Raw genomic sequence first — 25,358 nt, 5'->3', positions numbered from 1 at the left:
CCCCCGTGATACCCGCATCCCGACCCGCTCCCGGAAACACCGCCCGCGGGCCTCAGCGCCGCCGCAGCAGGCTCCAGCCCCCGATCGCCGGGACGGCGACCAGCAGCAGGACGATCCAGGCGCCCGGACGCAGCAACAGGGCGCCCAGCGCATCCAGCAGGTAGCCCGGCATCACCAGCAGCGGCGCCCAGACGATGGCGGAACACAGGTTGGCGGCCTGGAAATGGCTCTGCCGCATCCCCGACAGGCCGGCAATGGCGGAGGCGAAGGCCCGGGCCGGACCGACGAAGCGGCTGGCGAAGACCGCCATCCAGCCCCAGCGGCGAAAGAACAGCACCGCGCTGGCGTAGTTCCGCCACTGGCGGCGCGGCAGCCAGCGGCGCAGCAGGCGCCGTCCCTGCCAGCGGAAGGCCCAGAAGCCCACGGCATCGCCCGCCACGCCGCCCGCCACGATGCCCAGCAGGACCGGCCAGGCCGGCAGCGTGCCGTTGCCGATCAGCAGGCCCATTCCCAGCAGCAGGGCGGTGGACGGCACCAGGAGGCTGATCACCGGCAGCGATTCGGAAAAGGCCAGCAGCATGGCGACCCAGGGCGCCCAGGCGGCGTTCTCCCGGATCCAGGCCTCGAAGCCGCTGATCAGCGCGTCCATTCCAGGCGGGCTTTAGGCCGCGCCGTGGCGGCCGGCAAGGCGCCTCGCCCTGTCCGGAAATCCTCCCATCCTCCCGCCGCTTCTCGGTCGCCGCAGGAGAGGCCAAGGGACGACGGCGAGGGCACCGGGGCCGGGCCGGCCGCGAGGCCCTTTTCGCCGCCTGTCCTTTTCGCCATGATCGGCTTCCAGATGGACGAGGATGGGGAGTGGCGGCTCCAGCATGGCGGCTGCGCCGCCTACCGGGGCATGGGGGTTCTCCTGCTCGGCCCGCCTGGGGCCGGGAAGTCGGACCTTCTCCTGCGGCTCCTGGACCGGGAAGGATGGAAGCTGGTCGCCGACGACCAGCTTCTGCTGCGTCACCGTGACGGTGTCCTGCTCGCCCAGGCGCCGCCCGCCCTGAAGGGCATGCTGGAGGTTCGTGGGCTGGGTGTTCTGGAAGGCTTCGAAACATTGGACCAGGTGACGGTCGGCCTCGCGGTGGCCTGCGTCCCGCGTCGGCAGGTGCCGCGGCTGCCGCTGCCACGGCTCTGGAGGCCTGCCAGTCCCCCCGCTGTGGCCGGACAGGCCGCCGCGGCCATCCCGCCCGGCGGTGCGGTGCCCCTGGTGGCACTGCATCCCCTCGACGCCTCGGCACCCCGCAAGGTGGAACTCGGCCTGCTTGCCGCCTGGGGCCTGCTATCCTGCCATGCCGGGGCCTTCGCCCCTCCGCCGTCCTCCGGGTCCGCATGAGCGTCCCGCGTCCGGTCGTCATCGTCACCGGCCTGTCCGGAGCCGGCAAGGCCTCCATCCTCCGCGTGCTGGAGGATCTGGGTCACGAAACCGTGGACAACCCGCCCCTCTCGGTGCTGGGCAGCCTGCTCACCGATGGCGGCGAAGCCCCCGGCGGCCCTTCCGGCAGCCCCCCCTTGGCTGTGGGCGTGGACACGCGCAGCCGTGGCTTCGACGTCAGCATCCTGTCCGCCGGGCTGCAGGCCCTGCGCCTCCGGCCGGACATGGATCTGCAGATCGTCTTCGCCGCCGCCGACGCCGACACACTGATGCACCGCTATTCCGAGACACGGCGGCGTCATCCCCTGGCCCCGGAGGGCAGCGCCGCCGAGGGCATCGCCCGCGAGGCGGAGCTCCTGGCCCCGCTGCGCGACGCGGCGGACTGGGTGGTGGATACCACGGGCCTGCCCCTGCCCGATCTCCGGCGGATGGTGGAGGCCCGCTTCCGTCCCGACCGGGCGCCGGGCATGTCGGTCTCGGTGAAGTCCTTCGGCTTCCCCAAGGGCCTGCCGCGGGACGCGGATCTGGTTTTCGATCTGCGCTTCCTGCGAAACCCGCATTACGACCCCATATTGCGCCCCATGACAGGGAGAGACGCCCCCGTGGCGGCCTTTATCGAGGCCGACCCGGATTTCGCCCCGTTCTGGGCGCATCTGACCGGGCTGCTGGACCCGCTGCTGCCGCGCTACCAGGCCGAGGGCAAGAAGTACCTTTCCGTCGCGCTCGGCTGCACGGGCGGCAAGCACCGGTCGGTGCTGACCGCCGAGCGGCTGGCGACCCACTTGGCCCGCCAGGGATGGCGGGTCGATCTTTCGCATCGCGAATTGCGCCTGACGGTCGAACCCGCCGCGCCTTCGCCGGGGCCGGAGGCCCGAGTGCTCTCGCCATGATCGGAATGGTACTGGTCACCCATGGGCGCCTGGCCGAGGAACTACGCCTCGCCATGGAGCATGTCATGGGCCCGCAGAAGAACGTCGCCTGCCTGTGCATCGGGCCGGAGGACAATGCCGAGAACCGCCGCGAGGAGTTGCGCGCCCGCGTGGCCGAAGTGCGGCAGGGCGACGGCATCGTGGTGCTGACCGACATGTATGGCGGCACCCCCGCCAACCTCGCCGCCTCCATGCTGGAGGAAGGCGACGTGGAGGTGGTGGCCGGCATCAACCTGCCGCTGCTGGTCAAGCTGGCCAAGCTGCGGGGCGTGGAGCCGATGCACCAGGCGGTGCAACATGCGGTCACGGCCGCGCGCAGGTATCTCGGCACGGTGGCCGAGCTGCGCGGCACCCCACCTTACGCCGCCAGGAGCGAGGAAGGGGCGGCCCAGGGGATAGCCCAGGCCGCACAGGGAGGAAGCCGATGAGCAGCGAAACCGTCCAATCGGGCGCGCCCCAGTCCGGCACGCCGGTCCTGCGGCGCAAGGTCACCGTGGTCAACACGCGTGGCCTGCACGCCCGCGCGGCCGCGAAGCTGGTGACGCTGGCGGAGCGCTATTCCGCCTGCATGAACATCGTCCATGACGGCCAGAGCGTCCCGGCCTGTTCCATCATGGGCCTGATGATGCTGGGGGCCGGCAAGGGAAGCACGATCACGGTCGAGGCCGAGGGCTGGGATGCCCGCGAGGCCCTGGACGGGGTCGCCGGCCTGATCGAGGCCGGCTTCCATGAAGACTGACAAGGCCGAGGCCAGGCCTGCGGAGCCCCGCGCCGAAGCCAGGCCCGAGGCCAAGCCCGCCGAGGTGAAGCGCGCCGGCCGCCGCACGCGGGAGGTGACGCTGGCGGGCCTGCCGATCGCCCCCGGCGTGGCGATCGGCCCGGCTTACGACACCTCCGAGCCGCCCGCCGAGACGCCCCGCCGCGCCATCCAGCCGGCCGAGGTCGAGGAGGAGAAGGCCCGCCTCACCACGGCGGCGGCGACCTCCCGCAAGCAGGTCAGCAAGCTCAAGAAGCGCCTCTCCGTCCTGCCGGAGGAGGCGCAGGAGGAGCTGGAGCCGCTGCTCGACGCCTATGCCATGATGCTGGGTGAATCTCGCCTCCTGCGCGGCGCCCGCAAGCGCATCGAGGCCGGCCTGCTCTCCGCAGAAACGGCGGTGGCCGACGAGGCGGAAGCCATCGCCGCCGCCATCCTGGCCGCCAAGGACGACGACAAGCCCGGCCTGCGCCGCCGTGCCGGCGAGGTGCGCGAGATCGCCCGCCGCCTGACCCGCAACCTGACGCAGACCGGCTTCCGCTCCTTCAAGGACGTGCCCGCCGGCTCGATCCTGGTGGCGCAGGAGCTGACCCCAGCCGATGCGGCGCTGATCGACCCTTCCCGCATCGCCGGCGTGGCCACCGAGGAAGGCGGCGCCGACGGCCATACCGCCATCATGCTGCGCGCCCTGGGCATCCCCTCCGTGCTGGGCTGCGAGGGGCTGACCGAGGCAGCGCGCCGCGACGATCTCTGCGTGCTGGACGGCGGCGCCGGCACGGTGGTGGTCCGCCCCAACGAGAAGTCCCTGGCCTTGGGGCGCGAGGCCCTGGCCGGCTATGCGCGCGAGCGCACCCGGCTGAACAAGCTTCGCCGCCTGCCCTCCGTCACCACGGATGGGGAGGAGGTGGACCTCCAGGCCAACATGGAGATCCCGGCCGAGCTGCCGCTGATCGCCGGCGCGGGCGCGCACGGCATCGGCCTGCTGCGCACCGAGTTCCTCTTCATGAACCGCGACGTGCCGCCCGACGAGGAGGCGCATTTCGAGGTCTATCGCCAGATCGTCGAAAGCATCGCGGGCGACGGCGTGACCATCCGCGTCCTCGACTGGGGCGGCGAGAAGGACATGGAGGCCCTCGCCCAGACCATCGACTTCGCCCAGGGCGGCGCCAACCCGGCGCTCGGCCTGCGCGGTATCCGCATGCTGCTGCGGCGGCCGGAGATCCTGGAGGTGCAGTTCGCCGCCATCCTGCGCGTCGCCGCCCTCGGCCCGGTGCGGGTCCTGCTGCCCATGGTCACCGTGCCGCAGGAGGTGCGCCAGGCCCGCGAGATCTACGAGCGCGTGGCCAAGCGCCTGCGCCGCCGCGGCAACATCGCCCTGCCGGACAAGCTGCCGCCGCTGGGCGCGATGATCGAGACGCCTGGCGCCGCCCTGGCCGCCGACGCCATCGCGCTGGAGGCCGATTTCTTCGCCATCGGCACCAACGACCTCGCCATGTACACGCTGGCGGTGGACCGCGCGGAGGCGGAGGTTTCGCATCTCTACGACCCGCTGCACCCGGCGGTGCTCCGGCTGATCCAGTTCTCCACCGAGGCGGCGCTGCGGCTGCGGATGCCGGTCTCGGTCTGTGGCGAGATGGCGGGAAATCCCCGCCTGGTGCCGCTGCTGCTGGGCCTCGGCCTGCGGAGCCTGTCGATGAACGCCTCCGCCGTGCCCAGGGTGAAGCAGGCCGTGCGGGCGCTGAACATCGACGACTGCGCCCGCTTCGCCCGCCGGGTCATGGAGCAGTCGGACCCGGGCCGCATCCAGGAGCTGGTGCTGAACTTCGAGGAAGGCGCCGACTGGCGAAGCTGAAGCTCGGCCGCTTCAACGGCCCCTTCGGCGCCGGCAAGGTCTGCGTCACCCGCACCTTCAAGCCGGCCAGGATCGCTTGCACCGCGCCGATCAGCGCCACCATCAGCCTCTGGCCCACGTCGCCCCCCCACACGGGACGGCTGCGGCCGGGCGCGGGTGGGGGAGCGCCCCGGCACCGCACCGGGGGCCTGTCTTCGGCTCTTCACGGACACCCCATGCCGGGAGGGGCGCTTCGTGCTTCCCAAATCCCTTCGCATAACATAAAGATATCTTGATACCTGACCAGGGCCGGTTCCGCCGGTGCCCTGGCCCGCCCACAAGCCGGAGTCCCGGACGACCCATGCCCGATACCCACGTGCCCGCCACCGACTACAAGGTCCGCGACATCACCCTGGCCGACTGGGGCCGCAAGGAACTGGCGATGGCCGAGGACGAGATGCCCGGCCTGATGGCGCTACGCCACGAGTTCGGCACCGAGAAGCCGCTGAAGGGCGCCCGCATCTCCGGCTGCCTGCACATGACGGTGCAGACCGCCGTGCTGATCGAGACGCTGACCGCGCTCGGCGCCGAGGTCCGCTGGTCCTCCTGCAACATCTTCTCCACCCAGGACCATGCCGCGGCCGCCATCGCCGCCACCGGTGTGCCCGTCTTCGCCGTGAAGGGCGAGACGCTGGAGGAATACTGGGACTACGTGTACCGCACGCTCGACTGGAACGGCGACGTGCCGAACATGTTGCTGGACGACGGCGGCGACATGACGCTGCTGGTCCATTACGGCCTGCGCGCCGAGAAGGGCGACACCGCCTTCCTCGACAAGGCCAGCAACGAAGAGGAGACCGTCTTCTTCGCGCTGATCCGGAAGCTGGTCGCCGAGAAGCCGGGCTGGTTCGCGAAGCTCGCTGCCTCGATCAAGGGCGTCTCCGAGGAGACGACGACGGGCGTGCATCGCCTCTACACCATGGCCAAGGAAGGCAAGCTGCTCTTCCCCGCCATCAATGTGAACGACAGCGTCACCAAGTCGAAGTTCGACAACCTCTACGGCTGCCGCGAGTCCCTGGTGGACGGCATCCGCCGCGGCACGGACGTGATGATGTCCGGCAAGATCGCCTGCGTCGCCGGCTATGGCGACGTGGGCAAGGGCTCGGCCGCTTCGCTGCGCAACGCCGGCTGCCGCGTCATGGTCACCGAGATCGACCCGATCTGCGCGCTGCAGGCGGCGATGGAGGGCTATGAGGTCGTGACCATGGAGGATGCCGCGCCCCGCGCCGACATCTTTGTCACCGCCACGGGCAATGTGGACGTCATCACCATCGACCACATGCGCGCGATGAAGCACCGCGCCATCGTCTGCAACATCGGCCACTTCGACAGCGAGATCCAGGTCGCCGCGCTGAAGAACCTGAAGTGGAGCAACGTGAAGCCGCAGGTGGACGAGATCACCTTCCCGGATGGCAAGGCGATCACGCTGCTCTCCGAAGGCCGCCTCGTGAACCTCGGCAACGCCACCGGCCATCCGAGCTTCGTGATGAGCGCCTCCTTCACCAACCAGACGCTGGCGCAGATCGAGCTCTGGACCAATGGCGCGAAGTACGAGAAGCAGGTCTACACCCTGCCCAAGCACCTGGACGAGAAGGTCGCGGCCCTGCATCTGGAGAAGGTCGGCGCCAAGCTGACGGTGCTGAGCCAGCAGCAGGCCGACTACATCGGTGTGCCGCAGGCCGGCCCCTTCAAGGCCGAGCAGTACCGCTACTGAGGAACCTCACCCGGGGGGAAGAGGGCCGTGGCGGGCCGCTTGCCGGGCATGGTGCCCGGCAGCGCGGGCCCCACCGCCACGGAGGCCATCCGCAAGATGGCCTTCCCCCGGGACCATTCGCGAGAGGCCCGGCAGGACACTGCCGGGCCTCGCCGCATATGGCCCGGGCACATCACCCTGGCATGGCGTCGGCAGGTATCCCCGCGGTCGGGTGCGCCGCCCCGGTCACGAGATCCAGCAGCCTCCGCGCCGCGCCGCTGTAGCGCCGCTCCCGATGGCTCAGGACGTGGTAGGCACGCTCCGGCAGCGGGAAGGGCAATTGCTGCAACAGCCCCGCCTCCAGGCTGGGCGCCGCCACCGAGGCGGAGATCACCGTCGCGCCCATGCCCGCCTCGACCGCCGCCCGGACCGCCTCGTTGGACGGCAGTTCCAGCGCCACGCGCAGGCGTTCCCGCAGGCCGGCTCCGGTCAGCAACGCCTCGAAGGCCGACCGGGTGCCGGAACCGGGCTCGCGCAACACCCACTCCCCCTCCGCCACCAGCCCGGCCAGATCCCCCGGCAAGGCGCCGGTCCAGGGATGTCCGGGCGCCACCACCAGCACGAGCTGGTCGGTGGCCACGTCGCGGCTGGCGAGCGCGGAATCCTCCACGCGCCCCTCGACGAAGCCCAGCTCCGCCAGCCCGTCATGCACCGCGGCGGCCACCTGCGCCGTATTGCCGATCCCCAGGCGGATCTCGATGCCCGGATAGGCGCGCCGGAAGGCCACCAGATACCGCGGCAGCCAGTAGCTGGCGATGGTCTGGCTCGCCTGCACGGTCAGCACGCCTCGCTCCAGCCCTCCCAGTTCCGCCAGGACACGTTCCGCCGTCTCCGCCCGGGCCAGCACGGCGCGGGCCTCGGCCAGGAAGATCCGTCCCGCCCCCGTCAGGGTGATGCCGCGCCCGAGCCGGTCGAACAGCCGTACGCCATGGCGCGCCTCCAGCGTCGCCACCGCCGCGCTGGCAGCCGACTGGGCGATGTGCAGCGCTTCCGCCGCCCGGGTGACGTGCTGGCGCTCGGCCACGGCCACGAAGACACGCAGCTGCTCCAGCGTCATCGCGCCCTCTCGTTCCTTGGCCGGGCCGCATGATACGGCAGCGCAGCATGAATGCCACCGCCGCTACGCGGGCTTGCGGCGGCCTCCCGTGACGCGTGGAGGGTCCAGCCGCCCTCCGCCTCAACCCGCGGCGCCGGCCGGCGCCGCGGGCTGGCAGCTCCCCCCTCCACGCTTGAACACCTGCAGCCCGTCCACCACGGCGATCTGGCGGTAGAGCGCCCAGACCGCCGCGAAATCCGGGTCGGCCTGTGCGAGGACGCTGGGATAGTTGATGTCCTCCGCCCCGCGGCGGCTGTCCACCACCACCAGGTCCGGGCAGCCCCGGATGAAGTCCTGCGCCACCCAGAGATGGATCGGCCATTCCGCCGGTGGCCGTCCGTCCAGCCTTGCCCGCCACAGCTCACCCCGCAGCGCCCACATGGAATCGAAGCGGCTCGCCCAGGTGACGCCGGTGTCGTCCACGATCGGGAAGCCCAGCCCGATCCACTCGGAGAAGGCCACATAGGTCCGGGCCTTCTCCTGCCGGATCAGGCGCTCCAGCTTCACCTCGGTGGAAAGCTCCGGCTCCATCGCGAGCACCAGCCGGTCCTGCAGCCGTCCGGCCAGGCTCTGCGCCTGGATCGCCAGGGGCATCAGCGCCACCAGCATCAGCACGGGAAAGCGCCAGCCCGGGAGGCCGCCGCAGCGGCGCAGGGCCGCCGCCTCCGCGCACCAGTAGATGAGGGACAGCGTCATCACGATCGAGGCCGGAATCCGGTGGTAGAACCAGTTCTTGCCGTCCAGGAACATCACCGCCGTGGCCGTGACGGCAAAGCCCGACAGCACCGCCATCACTCGCCGCGCCGTGCTGCCGCGCGGCGTCGTGAAGGTCAGGGCAACGGCCAGAATGACGCCGACCATCAGGCGCCAGGAATCCGCCAGCAAGGACAGGAAGCCGGAATCGGTACCGCCATAAAGGGTCAGGGCGAGCGGCACCGCGCGATCGACGAAGCTGGGATAGAGGAACAGGATGGCCGCGGCATAGAGCCCCGCGACGCCGAAGGCGACAAAGGGCGACAGGCGAAGGCGGAAGCCGCGCTGAAGCCAGCCCACCAGTTCCACCACCCCCAGGCAGAGCAGGTAGCGGGGCTTCAGCGCCGCGCCCAGACCCGCCAGCACGGCGTTGCCGGTGGCCATGCGCCAGCCGGTGGCCTGGCCTTCCAGGGAGCGGATCAGGATCGCCAGATGCGGCAGCACGGCGATGGTCAGCAGGTGCTCGCGCTGCCCGAACTCGATCCCCGGCATCAGGATCAGGACGCAGGCGATGGCCGCGAAGGTGGCGGGCAGGCAACGGAAGGCCGGCCCCAGCCCCAGCAGCAGCCGTGCCGTCGTCCAGGCGGAGCCCAGGGCGGCGCCCGCGAAAAGGAGCAGGGCCAGGGGCTTCGCGGAGACGCCCAGCATGTCGCCGGCCAGCACCGGGATGGCGCTGATCCAGACGATCAGCGGCGGATTGACCTCGATGACATCGACATAGAGGCGCTTCCCCTTCAGCCACTGCCGCGCCACCCAGAGCAGCCAGGCGATGTCGTCCTTCATGGGCGTGCGCAGCAGCACGAAGAGCATCAGCCCGAGGGCCGCCAGCACCAGCGCTGCACAGATCAGCCCGGTGCGCGTGCCACTGCGGAGGAAGGTGGGGCGGGGGGAAAGACCGCCGGGGTATTCCGGTCCGGGTTGTCCGGGCAGGCTGTAGTTCAAGCGGCTTCGTCCCCTTCGGGTGACGGATGCCTGCCGGCCCCGCGGCTGTACCGTGAACCTTCTGCCTTCCCGCCACCCCGGTTGCTTTCCGGTGCCATTCGGCGTCTTGCCGTCATGGAAAGCGGCAGGTTCTTACAGTCGCGCCCCGAACACAATTATCCGTGAGGCATCTTCTCTCAGTGCAGGGTGGGACACGGTCCTGAGAGCCTGCTTCCAACACTTAGGGGTTGCTTTCCTGGGATTCTTTCGCTCATGAAGAGCAAAGAACTCGCATGGCTTGCGTCCTGTGCTAGCCGCTCCACGGCTGCCCAACCCCTTCCGGGTCATTCTCCACCAGTTTCGGCCCCGTGCGCATGGATTCGCGCAGGCCTGACGACGTCATGGCCGGGGAAGCTGGCTTGCGAATCACGCCATCGGGATCGGCCGTCCCGGTTTCCGGCATCACGAAGAGCACCAGCAGGAACGACAGCAGGCCGACGACGGCCAGCAGGCCGAACGCAGCGCCGGAACCGAACCATGTCGCGGTCGCGCCTGCCACCGTCGTGCTGAGCGTTCCGCCGATGCCCACCGCAAGGCCGAAGATGCCCATGCACAGATTGAAGCGGTTCGTGCCCCGCGTCAGGTCCGCCGAAAGCAGCGGCAGCAGCACGCCCAGCGCCGCGGCGCTGACGCCGTCCAGGGCCTGGACCAGGATCAGGACCTTGGGGTCGGACACGACGGCGAGGAGCAGGCCGCGCAGGGGCAACGCGGCGAAGCCGATCATCAGGGCCACACGCCTGCCGCGCCGTTCGGCCAGCCGCCCGATCCAGGGAGAGATCGCCGCCACCACGAGCTGTGGCGCGACGATGCAGGCGGCGATGATGAGGTTGGCCTCGTCGCCGCTGTTGCGGGTCACTTCCGAACCGGCCAGCGGCAGCATGGCGGCATTCGCCAGGGTGAAGAGCAGGCAGCAGCCGGAGAAGATCAGGACGCCCCGGTTGCGGAGCAGCGTCATCAGGCCGCCCTGCCCCTTCGATGCCTGTTCCCGCTGGACCACCGTGACAAGGTCGGCCTGCCGGATCATGGCCAGGGCGATCAGGCTGGGAATGGCCAGGGCCGCCGTCAGCCAGAAGACCGCCGCGCTGGAGATGTAGGTGCCCGCCAACCCCAACAGCCCGGCGGCCGCGCCGTTGCCGATGGCGGCGAAGCGGGCGTTGCGGCCCAGGCGCTCCCCCAGCGCCATGCGTCCGACCAGTGCCAGGCTGATGGCCGCGATGGCGGGCGCCAGGACGCAGCTGGCGATGCCGTGCAGAACCTCGGACAGCATCACCGGGAGCTGGCGCGGCTCCACCGCCACCAGCAGCAGGGCGCTGACGGGCATGCAAAGGATGGCGACCAGGGCCGCCAGCTTCTTGCGCGGCGTGGCATCCACCAGCGCCCCGGCGGGAAGCTGGCTGACCATGGCGGTGAAGGTGCCGACGCTGAGCGCCATGCCGATCTCGAACTCGGTCCAGGCCTGGGCGCTCAGATAGACGGCGATGAAGGGACCGAAGCCGGTCTGGATGTTCGCGACAAAGAAATTGAGCAGGTCGAGCCCGCGCGCGCTGCGCGCCGACCCGGTCAGACCGGATGCCATGGGCGCTTAATCCGGCTTGCCGCCGGGGGTTGCGGGGGCCGGCGCGGAGGGTGGCGATTGTGGCGCCAGGGTCGTGCCGGGGGCGGCCCGGGCCGGCCCGGGCGTGGGCGTCACGGCCCCGGGACTGGTGGTGCCGCCCTGGACGGCGTCTCCTCCGGAGCTGCCGCTCCCCGTGTCATGGCCCTTCGCGTCGCCGCTTCCGGCCTCGCCTTTCCGGGTGGCGCCATTCTGGGTGGCATCATTCTGGGTGCCACTTTCCTGGGCGCCACCTTCCTGGGCGCCCGTCCCATGGGGAAGGTTGCCCGGTGGGGCATTGTCCTGCGCGCCATCGCCCTGCGTGCCATCGCGCTGCGTGCCATCGCGCTGGGGGGCGTTGCCTGCGGGGGCGGCGCCCTGTGCGCCGCCGCCTTGGGGAAGGTTCCCCGGAGGAGCGTTGTCCTGCGCGCCCGCGGCCTGTGGGACGCTGCTCGCGGGAGCATTGTCCGGGGCTGGGGCGGCTGATGGAGGAGTGTTCGCCGAGGCCGGATCAGGCGGGGCGGCTGGAGCCTGGGCGGGCGCGGGCTGAGTGGTCCCCGCCGGGGCGGGGGCCGCCTCGGGCGCGGGCTGGGCAGCGGATCCGGGAACGGCCTCGGCGGGGGCGGCGGGAGTTTCCGGCGGAGGGGCGGCGGCGAGGATGGGTTTGCCTTCCACGAAATCCGGGAAGCCCTTCAGCTGGTCGCGGGTCAGCAGGAAGGTGATGCCGTCCGGCGTGAAGGAAAGGGTTTCCCAGGTCACGGCGATGCGGCGGCGGCCGACGCCGAGGAAACCGCCATAGTCGAGGATCGCGGCCCGGGGCTCGCCGGCCTCGTTGACCAGGACGTTGACGATCTGGGCGACCACGGTGCCGGAGGCGCTCTTCACGTCGCGGCCGAAGACGCGGAGCGTGTCGGTGGCGGGCAGCATCTGCTGGGTGGCCAGCGGCGGGGGCGGCGGGTCGGCGGCTTGGGCGGGGGCAAGCGGGACGGAGGACAGCATGGCCGCCGAAAGCAGGCCGGCCGGGAGAAGGACGCGCGGGACCAGGGCTCCGGGGAGCCGGGGGGCGGGGCGGGCTTTCGGCATGCGGTGGGCTCCGGCATGGGGGCGGGACAGCGATCGCGGCGGGGTCATCCCGAGAAGCCTCCGGCGTCCAGGAAAGCCTGTTCCTCCGGCGTGGTTGCACGGCCCAGAACGGCGTTGCGATGGGGGAAGCGGCCGAAGCGGCGGATGATGTCGTCGTGCAGCCGCGCCCAGTGGAGCGAATGGGTGTCGCCGGTCCGCTCCGCATGATGGGCGAAGAGCTGGACGGAGCGGGCTTGGTCGCGCGGGTCCTCCGAATGCTCGAAGGGAAGGTAGAGGAAGGGGCGGAGCGCGGGCTCGGTCGCCTGATCGTGGCCGCGGGCGATGGCGAGGTTCGCGGTGGCCAGGGCCAGCGGGTCGGTGGCGAAGGCGTGGGCGGAGCCGCGGTAGAGGTTCCGCGGGATCTGGTCGGTCAGCAGGATGAAGGCCAGGGCGGTGTCCGGGGAGCCGATCCAGGAGGCAACCGGACCGCGCGAGGCTTCGAGGTGCAGGTCCTCGAAGCGGTGGCGGCAGGCGGCGTCGAAGCCGTCATCCTTGGCGAACCAGCGTTCGGGACCGGCCTCGCGCCAGAAGGCGAGGACGGATTCGGCGTGTTCGTCGTTCATCGGGGGCCTCCCCTGCCCTGTCCGGAAGGCCGGATGCGGCGATCCGGCCCAACGGGGATGGGTGGGGAGGCCCGCCGGGTCAATGGCGGAAGTGCCGCATGCCGGTGAGGACCATCGCCAGCCCGGCCTCGTCGGCGGCGGCGATGACCTCATTGTCGCGCATCGAGCCGCCGGGCTGGATCACCGCCGTGGCGCCCGCCGCCGCCGCGGCCTGGAGACCGTCCGCGAAGGGGAAGAAGGCGTCGGAGGCGACGACCGAGCCCTGGGCCAGCGGGGTGGCGAGGCCGGCGGCCCGGGTGGCTTCCTCGGACTTCCAGGCGGCGATGCGGGCGCTGTCCACGCGGCTCATCTGGCCGGCGCCGATGCCGGTGGTGGCGCCGCCCTTGGCATAGACGATGGCGTTGCTCTTCACATGCTTGCAGACGCGGAAGGCGAAGAGCAGGTCGGCCAGTTCCTGCTCGGTCGGGGCGCGCTTCGTGACGACCTTCAGCTCGGCCTGGGTGATGCGGCCGGCGTCGCGGGACTGGGCGAGGAAGCCGCCGCTGACGGAGCGGATGACCGTGCCGGGCGCCGCCGGGTCGGGCAGGCCGCCGGTGAGGAGGAGGCGCAGGTTCTTCTTGCGGGCGAAGACGGCCTTGGCTTCCTCGGAGGCGTCGGGGGCGATGACGACCTCGGTGAAGATGGCCGCGATCTTTTCCGCCGCCGCGGCGTCGAGCGGGCGGTTGGCGGCGACGATGCCGCCGAAGGCGGAGACGGGGTCGCAGCGGAGCGCCTTGTCCCAGGCCTCGGCGAGATCGGTGCCGAGGGCGACGCCGCAGGGATTGGCGTGCTTGACGATGACGATGGCGGGGCCGTCGAGCTCGGCCACGGCCTCGTAGGCGGCGTCCGTGTCGTTCAGGTTGTTGTAGGAGAGTTCCTTGCCCTGGACCTGCCGCGCGGTGGCGATGCCGGGGCGATGGGTGCCGTAGGTGTAGAAGGCGGCGCGCTGGTGCGGGTTTTCCCCGTAGCGCAGGGTCTGGCGCAGGGTGCCGGCGACAGCGAGGCGGTTGGGGAATTCCTCGCCTTCCTGGCGGGCGAACCAGGCGGCGATGGCGGCGTCATAGGCGGCGGTGCGGGCATAGGCGGCGGCGGCCAGCTTCCGCCGCAGGGCCAGGGTGGTGCCGCCGGAGGAGAGGGCCGCCGCGACATCCGCGTACTGGGCGGGGGAGGTCAGGACGGCGACGTGGTCGTGGTTCTTGGCCGCCGAGCGGATCATGGCCGGACCGCCGATGTCGATGTTCTCGATGCAGTCCTCGAAGGGCGCGCCTTTCGCGACCGTGGCCTCGAAGGGGTAGAGATCCACGCAGACGAGGTCGATCGGGGCGATGCCGTGGCGGTCGGCCTGGGCCTGGTGTTCCGGCAGGTCGCGGCGGAAAAGGATGCCGCCATGGACCTGGGGCACCAGCGTCTTCACGCGGCCGTCGAGGATTTCCGGGAAGCCGGTGTGGTCGCTGACATCCTTCACCGGCAGGCCGGCGGCGCGGAGGGCGGCGGCGGTGCCGCCGGTGGAAAGGAGTTCGGCCCCGTGTGTGACGAGGGCGCGGGCGAAGTCGATCAGCCCCCCCTTGTCGGAGACGGAGAGAAGGGCACGGCGGATCGGGAGGGCATCGCTCATGCCGCGCGGATTAGGCGCGGGCCGGTCCCGGCCGCAAGCGGAATGGGCGCAGGGCGGGTATCCGCCGGGTTCGGAGATGGGAGTGCTCATGGCCAGGCGTGGCGGAGGCGGTTGGGGAGGCGGGCGCGGCCACCGGCGGTGCGGTGGAGGGCGGCGAGGGTGCGCAGCAGGGCGCGATAGGCGGTGAGCGCGCCGTAGCGCGTTGGAAAGGGCGGGATTTTCACCCGGCGCAGGGTTTCGGACAAATCCGGGTCGGGGAGGAGCCAGGGCGGGCCGGGGAGGGCGGAGCGGAGGCCGAGGCGGCGAGCGAGGAGGATGAGGCGCAGGCCGAGGATGCGGTAGGCGCGGCGGGCGGCGCGGCAGATGCGATGCTCGATGGCGCGGAGGGGGTGGCTGAGGTGGGTTTCGGCCAGGAGGGTGAGGAGGCGGGTCCAGAGGCCGTTATGGGTGAGGCGGCGGAAGTAGCGGGAGATGGTGGCGGGGTTGCCGTAGTGGGGCGGGAGGGCGCGCCAGGGGTCGGGGGTGAGGGCGAGGTGGAAGATGGCGTCCATGCGGAGGCGGAGATCGGCGATGGGGCGGCCGGCGGGGGAGCGCGGGAGGATGTGGGGGAAGAGGGCAAGCCACTCGTCGTCGGTGAGGGGGTGGAAGGGTTGGGGTGGGGAGAGGCGGGAGGGGTGGCGCATGGATGGGAGTGTAGCATGAGGGTAGGAAATAGGCAAGTTTTCCTATATATTAGTTAGTTTTACTCGATTGGAATTGATGCATTCTTGCATTAATTCTGTAAGTCTAGTCTTTCTAGAGGAGAACCCGGTGCAAAAACCAGGCTGGATAGTTGACACACAACCTGACGTTGAACTCATACAGATAAATGAATATCTCGTCGGAATGAAGCGTGCGCCCATTATCAATGTGACAGGTCTTGATGAAGGTCGTTTATTTTTCTTGAAGCAATATAATCAGAAATTAAACAGCTTCTATGAAAAACTGCGCTTCTTGATTGTGGAGGACAAAGATTTTCGTCTAGTCTGGCAAAATGATAACCTCCTCGACGCCGCAGCTCTAGCAGGGGGCATTATTGATCTCAACTTAATATTAATTAGCATCGGATCTCAGCATGTCTTAACACGTATGTTTTATGAACTGTTTGCCTCCCCAACCTTCTGCCCAGACATCGGAAAGGTTAATTTGGAAACGCGTCGAAGAAAAATTATAGTAGGAAATCGAACAATACACTCAGAAGGTGATCGAGCCCCCATCATACCTCGGTGTCAAGATAGATTAGTAATAGCTGGATTTATCGCATCACTAGCAATAGAGTTTCTTTTTCTTCATGAATTTACACATATTGTGAACGGGCACAATGGCCACGGACAAATGATTAATGAAAGTCGCAGATCCTCAGATTTGGATGAGAGAATAAAAGATCATACCCTTGAAATGGACGCGGATGCCGGTGCCACAAATAGATGCATGGAAGTGTTACTGGGAGGTGCATTTTCGGAAAGAAGTGTCGACAATCTGGATGAAAATTCAAAGATGCTCTTGGCTATCACACACAGATGTTTGGGAAATGGTCCCAAAGCCGCAGCACGCGCGCTCATGCTTGCCACGACTGGACTATTTCTCCTTTTTGAAAGCGGTATATTAAACGAGGACAACATGTTTGATGGCGCTCACCCCCACGCAATCATACGTCAAGTTATGATCCGAGGCGTCATAGGTGTGAAGCTATCAAAAATGTACAATCAAGAGATTGCAGACAATATTACACAAGGTTTGGATGCAATACACCTTGACTTTTATCGTGAAATGGAATTTTCTGGAAATTTTAAAAATTCTGCAAAAAGCGTAGATATTTTTATGAACTCGGGTCTCTATTACAAATATGTGGATGTGCTTGCAGATTGTTGGAAAAATGACCTATATGATGTTCTAACCTCAAGAAAACTTTTCAAATTTGATCTAGCGCCTCCTATTGGTCGGCAATACAATAAATAGTCGGCCTTGAACAACGTCTTCAGGCTGTCGCCCCTGCGAGCAGGGTGCGGCCTGTCGGGACGCTGGCTTGGCTGATCGGGGTGAGGATTGCCTGTCGGAGGGCGGCGAGGAGAGCGGCCAAAAGGGCCCTGAGGTGGGCGAGGATCTTGCGGATGTTGTGGCCGCAGCCGCAGAGGACGGCGTAGAGAGCATCGCCGAGCGTGCCCTTGAGGGCGCAGCGGGCGAGGCGGCCATCGGTCTTCATGTGGCCGATCTCGGGCTCGATGGCGCTGCGGCGGCGGAGCAGCCGGCGCAGGCGGGGCGTGAGGCCGCGGCTGGTGCCGCTGACGAGCACCCTGGTTGCCGTGACGCCATGGCCGCGGTAGCCGCGATCGACCACGGCGAGGCTGGGACGCTGGCCGGTGAGGGTCTCGACCTGCTGGAGGGCGTCGGCGAGGGTGTGGCCGTCGTAGGGATTGCCGGGCTGGCTGCGCATGCCGACGACGAAGCCACCGGCGAGGGTGGTGGCGATGCTGACCTTCGTGCCGAACTCGTAGCGCACCCGCGCCTTGCCCTTGGCGATGCAGTCCACCTCGGGCTCGTGCAGGGCGTAGAGCTTGCGGGACGACTTCGGTGTCTGGAGCAGCAGGCGGGTGACGAGGGCGATGCGCTGCTCGATGCGCGCCCGCAGTGGCCCGTCAGGGACGGCGCCGAGCTTGCGTTCAACATCGCGCAGGATGCGGCCGGTGTAGCCCTTGAGCGTGCGCAACGCCTTGCGCATGCGGCGGAACTGCCGGGCGTGGGCGTAGCGCCCCACCTGGCCGGCCAGGCGCGGCGCCAGGCGATTGTAGTTCTGGCGCAGGGCGATCCCGGCCTTGTGCGCCAGCGTCACCAGCGAGTGGCGGGCCCGCTCATAGAGGCGGCTGTCGGTCGGATGGGCGATGGCCTTCTCCATCACTGTGGTGTCCACTGCGATCTCGGCCAAGCTGTTCGACGTCACAGCTCCCGAAGCCTGAGCCGCCTCGATCGTCCTGGTCAGCAACCACTCGACACCTTCCTCACCGATGCGACCGCGCCAGCGGCTGAGAGAGGAGGGATGGATGGGCGCACGGTGCTGGAAGAAGGTCTCACCCGTGAAGTGCTGGAAGTACGGGTTCTCCACCCAGCGCGCGAGCACCGCCTCGTCGGAGAGGCCATGGGCGTGCTGGAGGTACATCAGCCCGGCGACCAGACGCGGATGCGTGGCCGGCCGTCCCTCAGCGGCGGGGAAGAAGCCGGCCCATTCCCGCTCGAACCAGGACCAGTCGATCAGCGCCGCCAGCCGCACCAGTTCGTGCCGCCCATCGATCATGTCGACCAGCCGCGGCCGCAGCAGATCGGCCTGTTCCGGCGGGCGCGGGCGGTGCTTCATGCCCACAAGATTCGCAGGGTTTGTCGTCGAAAACAATCGAACCCTGCAAATCCAGGTCGCCGAGCCCGGAAAATCTCACAGCTAGATCAGTGCCTTACGAGTTATTCAAGGCCGACTAAATAGTCGGCCTTGAACAACGTCTTCAGGCTGTCGCCCCTGCGAGCAGGGTGCGGCCTGTCGGGACGCTGGCTTGGCTGATCGGGGTGAGGATTGCCTGTCGGAGGGCGGCGAGGAGAGCGGCCAAAAGGGCCCTGAGGTGGGCGAGGATCTTGCGGATGTTGTGGCCGCAGCCGCAGAGGACGGCGTAGAGAGCATCGCCGAGCGTGCCCTTGAGGGCGCAGCGGGCGAGGCGGCCATCGGTCTTCATGTGGCCGATCTCGGGCTCGATGGCGCTGCGGCGGCGGAGCAGCCGGCGCAGGCGGGGCGTGAGGCCGCGGCTGGTGCCGCTGACGAGCACCCTGGTTGCCGTGACGCCATGGCCGCGGTAGCCGCGATCGACCACGGCGAGGCTGGGACGCTGGCCGGTGAGGGTCTCGACCTGCTGGAGGGCGTCGGCGAGGGTGTGGCCGTCGTAGGGATTGCCGGGCTGGCTGCGCATGCCGACGACGAAGCCACCGGCGAGGGTGGTGGCGATGCTGACCTTCGTGCCGAACTCGTAGCGCACCCGCGCCTTGCCCTTGGCGATGCAGTCCACCTCGGGCTCGTGCAGGGCGTAGAGCTTGCGGGACGACTTCGGTGTCTGGAGCAGCAGGCGGGTGACGAGGGCGATGCGCTGCTCGATGCGCGCCCGCAGTGGCCCGTCAGGGACGGCGCCGAGCTTGCGTTCAACATCGCGCAGGATGCGGCCGGTGTAGCCCTTGAGCGTGCGCAACGCCTTGCGCATGCGGCGGAACTGCCGGGCGTGGGCGTAGCGCCCCACCTGGCCGGCCAGGCGCGGCGCCAGGCGATTGTAGTTCTGGCGCAGGGCGATCCCGGCCTTGTGCGCCAGCGTCACCAGCGAGTGGCGGGCCCGCTCATAGAGGCGGCTGTCGGTCGGATGGGCGATGGCCTTCTCCATCACTGTGGTGTCCACTGCGATCTCGGCCAAGCTGTTCGACGTCACAGCTCCCGAAGCCTGAGCCGCCTCGATCGTCCTGGTCAGCAACCACTCGACACCTTCCTCACCGATGCGACCGCGCCAGCGGCTGAGAGAGGAGGGATGGATGGGCGCACGGTGCTGGAAGAAGGTCTCACCCGTGAAGTGCTGGAAGTACGGGTTCTCCACCCAGCGCGCGAGCACCGCCTCGTCGGAGAGGCCATGGGCGTGCTGGAGGTACATCAGCCCGGCGACCAGACGCGGATGCGTGGCCGGCCGTCCCTCAGCGGCGGGGAAGAAGCCGGCCCATTCCCGCTCGAACCAGGACCAGTCGATCAGCGCCGCCAGCCGCACCAGTTCGTGCCGCCCATCGATCATGTCGACCAGCCGCGGCCGCAGCAGATCGGCCTGTTCCGGCGGGCGCGGGCGGTGCTTCATGCCCACAAGATTCGCAGGGTTTGTCGTCGAAAACAATCGAACCCTGCAAATCCAGGTCGCCGAGCCCGGAAAATCTCACAGCTAGATCAGTGCCTTACGAGTTATTCAAGGCCGACTAAATAACCCTCCGAATAATGATTAGGAGGTGCAGGAACCTCAGGTTCCTGCCGGGGTGCAGGGGTAGAGCCCCTGCGCTGCGACGTTCGGCCGCAAAGCTCCGACACGGAAGCCCCCTCCCCCACGCCAACGTTAGGACTCCCCAGGAAGGCGACGTCTGCAATCCAAGCGAGGAGAGCGGCATGAGCACGGAACAGATGGATGTGGGGTTCCTGGGTCTCGGGCAGATGGGATCGGGGATGGCCGGGCGGCTGCTGGAGGCCGGGCACCGCGTGACGGTGTGGAATCGCAGCGCCGGAAAGGCGGAGGCGCTGGCCGCGCGCGGGGCGCGGGTGGCGGGCAGCCCGGCGGAGGCGGCCCGGGCGGGCATCGTGTTCAGCATGCTGGCGAATGACGCGGCGGTGGAGGCGGTGACCTCCGGCGAAGGCGGGGTGCTCTCGGCGGGGCCGGGGGTGCTGCATGTGTCGTGCAGCACGGTGAGCGTGGCGCTGACGGAGCGGCTGGCGACGGCGCATGACGGGGCGGGCCAGGGCTTCGTGTCGGCGCAGGTGCTGGGGCGGCCGGATGTGGCGGCGGCGGGAAAGCTGTCGGTGATCGCGGCGGGGCCGGCGGAGGCGCTCGACCGGCTGGCGCCACTGTTCGGGGCGATCGGGGCGAAGACGCTTCGGATGGGGGAGAGGCCGGCGATGGCGGCGGCCACCAAGCTGGCGGCGAATTTCGGGATCGCGGCGGTGATCGAGCTGGTGAGCGAGCAGATGCGGATCGCCGGGTCGCAGGGCGTGCCGGCGGCGCGGTTCGCGGAATTCCTGACGGAGACGGATTTCGGCAGCCGGATGATGGGGGTCTATGCGCCGATGATCGCGGCGGGGCGGTTCGAGCCGGCGGGGTTCCCGATGAAGCTCGGGCGGAAGGATGTGGGGCTGGCGCTGGAGGCGGCGGGCGAGGCGGAGGTGCCGGTGGCGCGGCTGCTGGCGGAGCGGATGGACGCGATCATCCGGGCGGATGGGGGGGAGCGGGACTGGGCGGCGCTGGGGCAGTCGCCGAAGGGGGGCTGAGGGCGGCCCCTCCTCTGCCCAGCCCGCGGCCCGTGTCAGCCGGCGACGAGTTCCCGGATGCGGGCGGTGAGGGTTTCCAGGGCAAAGGGCTTGGTCATGACGTGCATGCCGGGGGGCAGAGGCGTTTCGCCGATGACGGCCTGTTCGGCATAGCCGGTGATGAAGAGGGTCCGCAGGCCCGGGCGGGCGTGGCGGGCGGCCTCGGCCATCTGGCGGCCGTTCATGCCGCCGGGGAGGCCGATATCGGTGACGAGGAGGTCGATGCGGGCGGGGGAGCGGAGGAGTTCGAGGCCGGCGGCGCTGTCGGCGGCCTCCAGGGCGGCGTAGCCGAGTTCCTCCAGCACTTCGGTGACGAGCATGCGGATGGTGGGCTCGTCGTCCACGACCAGGACGGTCTCGCCATGCGGGCTGCGCAGGTCCGGGGCGGGGTCCGGGGCGGGCTCGGTGTCGGCGGGTTCGCCCTGGTGGCGCGGCAGGTAGAGACAGACGGTGGTGCCCTGGCCGGGGGCGGTGCGGATGCGGGTCTGGCCGCCGGACTGGCGGGCGAAGCCGTAGATCATGGAGAGGCCGAGGCCGGTACCGTGGCCGAGGGGCTTGGTGGTGAAGAAGGGGTCGAAGGCTCTGGCGGCGGTATCGGGGGCCATGCCGGTGCCAGTGTCGGTGACGCGGAGGGAGACATAGGGGCCGGGCGCCAGGTCGCGCTCGCGGGCGGCCTGGGGGCCGAGACGGGTGTTGGCCGTGCAGATGGTGAGGCGGCCGCCCTGGGGCATGGCGTCACGGGCGTTGATGCAGAGGTTGAGGAGGGCGTTCTCGAGCTGGGGCGGGTCCACCAGGACGGACCAGAGGCCGGGGGTGGTGACGGTGTCGAGGGCGATGCCGGGGCCGATGGTACGGCGGAGGAGGTCGGCCATGCCGGTGACGAGGCGGTTCACGTCGGTGGGGCGCGGGTCGAGGGTCTGGCGGCGGGAGAAGGCGAGGAGGCGGTGGGTCAGGGCGGCGGCGCGCCGGGCGGCATCGCTGGCGGCGGCGGTGTAGCGGAGCAGGTCGTCGTGGCGGCCCCGGGCGATGCGGGCGGCCATCAGGTCGAGGGCGCCGATGATGCCGGCGAGGAGGTTGTTGAAGTCGTGCGCGAGGCCGCCGGTGAGCTGTCCGACGGCTTCCATCTTCTGGGACTGGCGGAGGGCGGCCTCGGCCTGCTCCCGTTCGGCGATGGCGGCGGCGACACGCTGTTCGAGGAGGGTGTGGAGGGCCTGGCGCTCACGGTCGGCCTCCTTGCGGGCGGTGATGTCGATGGAGGTGCCGATGAGGCCGATGACCTCGCCGCTCCCGTTGCGGAGGGGGGCCTTGGTGGAGAGCCAGGTGGCGGGGGTGCCGTCGGGGCGGCGGACCTCTTCCTCGACCTGTTCCAGGATGCCGGATTCCATGATGCGGCGGTCGTTGGCCATGACGGCCTCGGCCTGGGCGGTGTCGTCGAGGAACTCGCGGTCGGTGCGGCCGAGATAGAAGTCGGGCGGCTTGCCGATGAGCTCGGTGGTGCCCTTGTTGGCGAGGAGCATGCGCCCTTCGCGGTCCTTGGCATAGACGACGCCGGGGACGGCCTCGATGAAGCTGCGGAGGAGGATGTTGGCGCGGTCGCGCTCGGCCTCGATGGCGCGCCGCTGCTCCAGGTCGAGGAGGACGCCGGGGAAGCGGAGGGGGGTGCCATCGGGGGCCTTGTCGACGCGGCCGTTGGCCTCGATCCAGTAGTAGCGGCCATCGGCGCGGCGGACACGGTACTGGTGGGCATAGGGGCCGCCGCGGGCGATGACCTCGCCGATCGTGGCGGCGAGGCCGGGCTTGTCGTCCGGATGGACGGTGGCGATGACCTGTTCGAGGCTGAGGCCCTGGCGGCCGAGGGCCGGATCGATGCCGAAGGCCTGGGCGAACTGCTCGTCGATGGTGAAGCGGTCGGTGGGCAGGTCCCAGAACCAGGTGCCGGTGATGGCGCCGGCGGCGAGGGCGAGCTGGATGCGCTCGGCATCGTCGTAGCCGCCGGGAGGGGCGTCCTGCGCGCCGGCGGTGTCGTTCTCGGAAGCGGCCATCGGGGAAATCCTGCCTCAGCCTATCCGGGCGACGATTCGGACGGCCGCCAATGCGGGCTCTCTGTAAAGGAGCGGCGCGGCGGGGCAAGCGGGGCTGTCGCGAGGCCCGGCGGCGGAGGGGGCCTGGCCGGCGGCGGGCCGCACAGGCCCTGACCCTACCGTTCCCGGCCGCCCCGCCGGGGAGATGGCGCGGGCGGGCGGGTCAGCGGAGGGGCTGGTCGTCCGGGCCGGCCATGCCGGGCTGGCGGACGGCCTCGACGCCGCCACTGATGGGCTGCCCACCGGCGCGGAGGCAGTCGTTGGTGGCGCTGAGCTGGGCGGCGGCGACCTCGGCCTGCCAGCGCTGGTACCAGGTGATGTTGTCGATGGGGGGCTGCTGGCGCATCAGCGCGACGACCTCCGGCCGGCGGGCGGCCTCGCGGCGGCAGGCGGCCTCCTGCGGGTTCTCGGCGCGGGGGACGGGCTGGACGATGGCCCCACCCGGATTGCAGGCGGCCAGGAGCGGCAGGGCGGCCAGGAGGGCAAGCGGCAGGGCCGCACGGGTGGGGTGCACACGGGCGGGGCGCGCATGGGCGGGGTGCACACGGGCGGGGGACATGGTGCGGGGGCGCGGGGCGAAGGCGGGCATTCAGGTGTTCTCCAGCCAGTCCTCGATCAGACGGCGCGCGATGGAATCGGCGCGCGGCAGGCGCAGGCCGAGGGTGTCGATGCTGCGGAGCTCGTCCCGGGTGAACCAGCGGGCGTCGCGGATCTCGTCCGGGTCGATGGTGATGGCATCGGACAGGGCCTCCCCATGGAAGCCGATCATGACGGAGGCCGGAAAGGGCCAGGGCTGGGAGGAATGGTAGTGGACCTCGCCGACGCGGATGCCCGCTTCCTCCAGCACCTCGCGGCGCACGGCTTCCTCCAGGCTCTCGCCCGGTTCCACGAAGCCGGCCAGGGTCGAATACATGGTCGTGTCGGGGAAGCGGGGGGAGTTGGCGAGGAGGCAGCGGTCGCCCCGGAGGATCAGCATGATCACGGCGGGGTCGGTGCGGGGGAAATGCATGGTGCCGCAATTCGCGCAGCGGAGCGTGTTGCCGGCGGCACGCGGCTCGCAGACGCCGCCGCAGACGCCGCAGAAGCGGTGGCGGCTGCGCCAGTGGAGCATGCCGCGGGCATGGGCGAGGAGGCTGGCCTCGCCGGGCGGCATGAGGGCGGCGACGGGGCGCAGGTCGGCGAAGCGGCCCATCTCCGGCGACAGCAGGGGAAGCGGGTCCTCGGCGGCGGAACAGTCCACGGCGAAGACGGGGCGGCCCTTCAGCGGCCCCTCCTCGAAGAGGCCGAGCAGCACCCAGGGGGCGGGCCCGTGGGGGGCAAGCCCAGGGGGGGCCGGCGCCGGGCCGGCGGTCATGCGGAGGGCCTCGGCGGTGGCGGGGGTGAGGAGGACGGCCTCGGGCTCGCCGGCGGCATTGTCGCGGAGCAGGGACTGGCTGCGCCAGACGGGGACGAAGAGGGCATCCTCGCGCGCCAGCTGGGCGGCGACGAAATCCGCCTCGTCACGGCGGCCGGAGACCCGGTCGAGGGGGCTGCCGGTATAGGCGTTGGGGCGACTGGCGGGGATGGAGAGCATGGGGCCGGCAAACTGCCACGGGCGCCGGGGGTGGTCCACCGAGGCGGGCCGAGTCCGGGCGGAAGGCCCCGGATGGCGGCGCCGGGATCAGAGACGCTTCTCGAAGAAGGTGTCGGGGTAGGGATCGTCGTTGAAGCGGGGGATCTCGGTCCAGCCGGAGGCGCGGTAGAGCTGCATGGCCTCCGGCAGCGCGCGGTTGGTGTCGAGGCGGAGGACCGGGATCGAGAGCTCCCGGGCGGTGGCCTCGGCGGCGTCCATGAGGCGTCGCGCGACGCCCAGGCCGCGCGCGGCGGGCGAGACCCAGAGGCGCTTGATCTCCGCCCATTGCTTTCCCGTGCCCTTGAGCCCGACGCAGCCGAGGGGAAGGCCGTCCGACAGGGCCAGGAGGAAGCTGCCGCGGGGCCGCATCATGTCGGCGGCCTCGGGGTCGCGGGAAAGCGTGACGTCGAAGCCCTTCTCGAAGCGGCGGGCGAGCTCGGCGTAGTACTCGCCCAGGCAATGGCGCGCGGCTTCGCCCCGGGGATCGGCCTCCTCGATGGCGAGGTGGTCGCGACCCAGGGCGAGGGCCACGGTGTCCATGGCCTGGAGCAGCGCCTCGGCCCGCGGCGCGCGGGACAGCAGGGCCGCGGCCCTGGCATCCGATATCTCCTCATAGGCCGCGAATTCCCGCTCGCCCGTTCCGGTCAGCCGGGCGACGCGGCGGCGGGCGTCGGCGGGATGGGTCTCGGTGACGACCAGGCCCTCCTCCTCCAGGCTCCGGAGCAGGCGGCTCATCAGCCCGGAATCGAGGCCCAGATAATCGCGGATCGCGGCCACGTCCGTGCGGCCATGGCCGATGGCGTTGAGCACGCGCGCGGCGCCGAGCGGGCGGCCCCGGCCGAGGAAGGAGGTGTCCAGGGCCCCGACCTCCCGGGTCACGGCACGGCTGAAGCGGCGGAAGCGGCTGATCGGGTCGAGCGTCATGTTGTCTGACTTTAGTCAGGCACATCGGGCGGTCAATCCCACCGCACCGGGGCGGGATCACACCTCCGAGGACAGCGAAGCGCCGGCGTGAGGCGCCACGGGCGGGGCTGATGTTGCGGTGTCAC

The 25,358-nt window shown here is 69.8% G+C and carries 22 protein-coding genes; 8 read left to right on the top strand and 14 right to left on the bottom strand.

The window, feature by feature from the left end:
• Positions 1-52: 52 nt before the first annotated feature.
• Positions 53-649 carry a DedA family protein gene (locus tag CTJ15_RS20310; RefSeq protein ID WP_019461820.1) on the bottom strand — a complete coding sequence of 199 codons (597 nt, stop codon included), beginning with the start codon at positions 647-649 and terminating at the stop codon, positions 53-55.
• Positions 650-823: 174 nt separating this feature from the next.
• On the opposite strand from CTJ15_RS20310, the gene CTJ15_RS20305 reads away from it, so the two are divergent.
• The 6 genes from CTJ15_RS20305 to ahcY all read left to right on the top strand — a co-directional run bounded on the left by CTJ15_RS20305 (position 824) and on the right by ahcY (position 6,705).
• Complete coding sequence (locus CTJ15_RS20305) at positions 824-1,378, top strand: HPr kinase/phosphorylase (protein WP_019461821.1); 555 nt, start codon at positions 824-826, stop codon at positions 1,376-1,378.
• Positions 1,375-2,307, top strand: a complete 933-nt coding sequence (rapZ, locus tag CTJ15_RS20300) for an RNase adapter RapZ (RefSeq protein ID WP_019461822.1) — start codon at positions 1,375-1,377, stop codon at positions 2,305-2,307. Before CTJ15_RS20305 ends, rapZ begins: the two co-directional genes overlap by 4 nt.
• Positions 2,304-2,774, top strand: coding sequence for a PTS sugar transporter subunit IIA (locus CTJ15_RS20295; RefSeq protein WP_019461823.1), 471 nt, complete (start codon positions 2,304-2,306; stop codon positions 2,772-2,774). The genes rapZ and CTJ15_RS20295 overlap by 4 nt, the downstream gene beginning before the upstream one ends.
• Positions 2,771-3,085 (top strand): HPr family phosphocarrier protein, encoded by a 315-nt coding sequence (locus CTJ15_RS20290; protein ID WP_019461824.1) that lies wholly within the window; start codon positions 2,771-2,773, stop codon positions 3,083-3,085. The genes CTJ15_RS20295 and CTJ15_RS20290 overlap by 4 nt, the downstream gene beginning before the upstream one ends.
• A complete protein-coding gene (gene ptsP, locus CTJ15_RS20285) occupies positions 3,075-4,952 on the top strand; it encodes a phosphoenolpyruvate--protein phosphotransferase (protein WP_019461825.1) in 1,878 nt (625 codons plus the stop codon). The genes CTJ15_RS20290 and ptsP overlap by 11 nt, the downstream gene beginning before the upstream one ends.
• A 340-nt stretch (positions 4,953-5,292) precedes the next feature.
• Positions 5,293-6,705: an adenosylhomocysteinase gene (gene ahcY / locus CTJ15_RS20280; protein WP_019461826.1), complete on the top strand. Its 1,413-nt coding sequence runs from the start codon at positions 5,293-5,295 to the stop codon at positions 6,703-6,705.
• Between the two features lie 172 nt (positions 6,706-6,877).
• On the opposite strand, the gene CTJ15_RS20275 is transcribed toward ahcY, so the two are convergent.
• The 7 genes from CTJ15_RS20275 to CTJ15_RS20245 form a co-directional block, all read right to left on the bottom strand.
• Positions 6,878-7,801, bottom strand: coding sequence for a LysR family transcriptional regulator (locus CTJ15_RS20275; RefSeq protein WP_019461828.1), 924 nt, complete (start codon positions 7,799-7,801; stop codon positions 6,878-6,880).
• A gap of 120 nt (positions 7,802-7,921) precedes the next feature.
• Positions 7,922-9,535 (bottom strand): hypothetical protein, encoded by a 1,614-nt coding sequence (locus CTJ15_RS20270; RefSeq protein ID WP_075821483.1) that lies wholly within the window; start codon positions 9,533-9,535, stop codon positions 7,922-7,924.
• Positions 9,536-9,824: 289 nt separating this feature from the next.
• Complete coding sequence (locus tag CTJ15_RS20265; protein WP_099781906.1) at positions 9,825-11,150, bottom strand: MFS transporter; 1,326 nt, start codon at positions 11,148-11,150, stop codon at positions 9,825-9,827.
• 6 nt (positions 11,151-11,156) lie between these two features.
• Entirely contained in the window at positions 11,157-12,248 is a 1,092-nt protein-coding gene (locus CTJ15_RS20260; RefSeq protein ID WP_099781905.1) for a PRC-barrel domain-containing protein, read from the bottom strand.
• Between the two features lie 44 nt (positions 12,249-12,292).
• Positions 12,293-12,850: a DUF924 family protein gene (locus CTJ15_RS20255; protein ID WP_099781904.1), complete on the bottom strand. Its 558-nt coding sequence runs from the start codon at positions 12,848-12,850 to the stop codon at positions 12,293-12,295.
• A 79-nt stretch (positions 12,851-12,929) separates the two neighbouring features.
• Entirely contained in the window at positions 12,930-14,504 is a 1,575-nt protein-coding gene (gene purH, locus CTJ15_RS20250) for a bifunctional phosphoribosylaminoimidazolecarboxamide formyltransferase/IMP cyclohydrolase (RefSeq protein ID WP_099781903.1), read from the bottom strand.
• Positions 14,505-14,590: 86 nt separating this feature from the next.
• The gene (locus CTJ15_RS20245) at positions 14,591-15,187 is read right to left on the bottom strand and encodes a transposase (RefSeq protein ID WP_099781902.1); all 597 of its coding nucleotides are present in this window, start codon (positions 15,185-15,187) and stop codon (positions 14,591-14,593) included.
• Positions 15,188-15,314: 127 nt separating this feature from the next.
• Here CTJ15_RS20245 and CTJ15_RS24020 point away from each other — a divergent pair, with 127 nt between their 5' ends.
• Positions 15,315-16,502: a hypothetical protein gene (locus tag CTJ15_RS24020; protein ID WP_126281922.1), complete on the top strand. Its 1,188-nt coding sequence runs from the start codon at positions 15,315-15,317 to the stop codon at positions 16,500-16,502.
• Between the two features lie 19 nt (positions 16,503-16,521).
• Here CTJ15_RS24020 and CTJ15_RS20240 read toward each other — a convergent pair whose 3' ends face one another.
• Both CTJ15_RS20240 and CTJ15_RS20235 read right to left on the bottom strand, forming a co-directional pair.
• Complete coding sequence (locus CTJ15_RS20240; protein ID WP_226945876.1) at positions 16,522-17,892, bottom strand: IS5 family transposase; 1,371 nt, start codon at positions 17,890-17,892, stop codon at positions 16,522-16,524.
• A gap of 142 nt (positions 17,893-18,034) precedes the next feature.
• A complete protein-coding gene (locus CTJ15_RS20235; RefSeq protein ID WP_226945876.1) occupies positions 18,035-19,405 on the bottom strand; it encodes an IS5 family transposase in 1,371 nt (456 codons plus the stop codon).
• Between the two features lie 299 nt (positions 19,406-19,704).
• Here CTJ15_RS20235 and CTJ15_RS20230 point away from each other — a divergent pair, with 299 nt between their 5' ends.
• Positions 19,705-20,577, top strand: coding sequence for an NAD(P)-dependent oxidoreductase (locus CTJ15_RS20230; protein ID WP_099781901.1), 873 nt, complete (start codon positions 19,705-19,707; stop codon positions 20,575-20,577).
• A gap of 35 nt (positions 20,578-20,612) precedes the next feature.
• On the opposite strand, the gene CTJ15_RS20225 is transcribed toward CTJ15_RS20230, so the two are convergent.
• The 4 genes from CTJ15_RS20225 to CTJ15_RS20210 form a co-directional block, all read right to left on the bottom strand.
• A complete protein-coding gene (locus tag CTJ15_RS20225) occupies positions 20,613-22,658 on the bottom strand; it encodes a PAS domain-containing sensor histidine kinase (protein ID WP_099781900.1) in 2,046 nt (681 codons plus the stop codon).
• 202 nt (positions 22,659-22,860) lie between these two features.
• Complete coding sequence (locus CTJ15_RS20220; RefSeq protein WP_193009628.1) at positions 22,861-23,286, bottom strand: hypothetical protein; 426 nt, start codon at positions 23,284-23,286, stop codon at positions 22,861-22,863.
• Entirely contained in the window at positions 23,287-24,270 is a 984-nt protein-coding gene (nudC, locus tag CTJ15_RS20215) for an NAD(+) diphosphatase (protein WP_019463142.1), read from the bottom strand. It abuts the gene before it with no gap.
• Positions 24,271-24,357: 87 nt separating this feature from the next.
• The gene (locus CTJ15_RS20210) at positions 24,358-25,233 is read right to left on the bottom strand and encodes a helix-turn-helix domain-containing GNAT family N-acetyltransferase (protein ID WP_019463141.1); all 876 of its coding nucleotides are present in this window, start codon (positions 25,231-25,233) and stop codon (positions 24,358-24,360) included.
• Positions 25,234-25,358 lie beyond the last annotated feature (125 nt).

It is taken from the genome of Roseomonas sp. FDAARGOS_362, from assembly GCF_002754815.1.
Taxonomy (GTDB): domain Bacteria; phylum Pseudomonadota; class Alphaproteobacteria; order Acetobacterales; family Acetobacteraceae; genus Roseomonas; species Roseomonas mucosa.
Note: the sequence above shows the minus strand (reverse complement) of the source record. Positions and strands in the feature narration are given on the sequence as shown.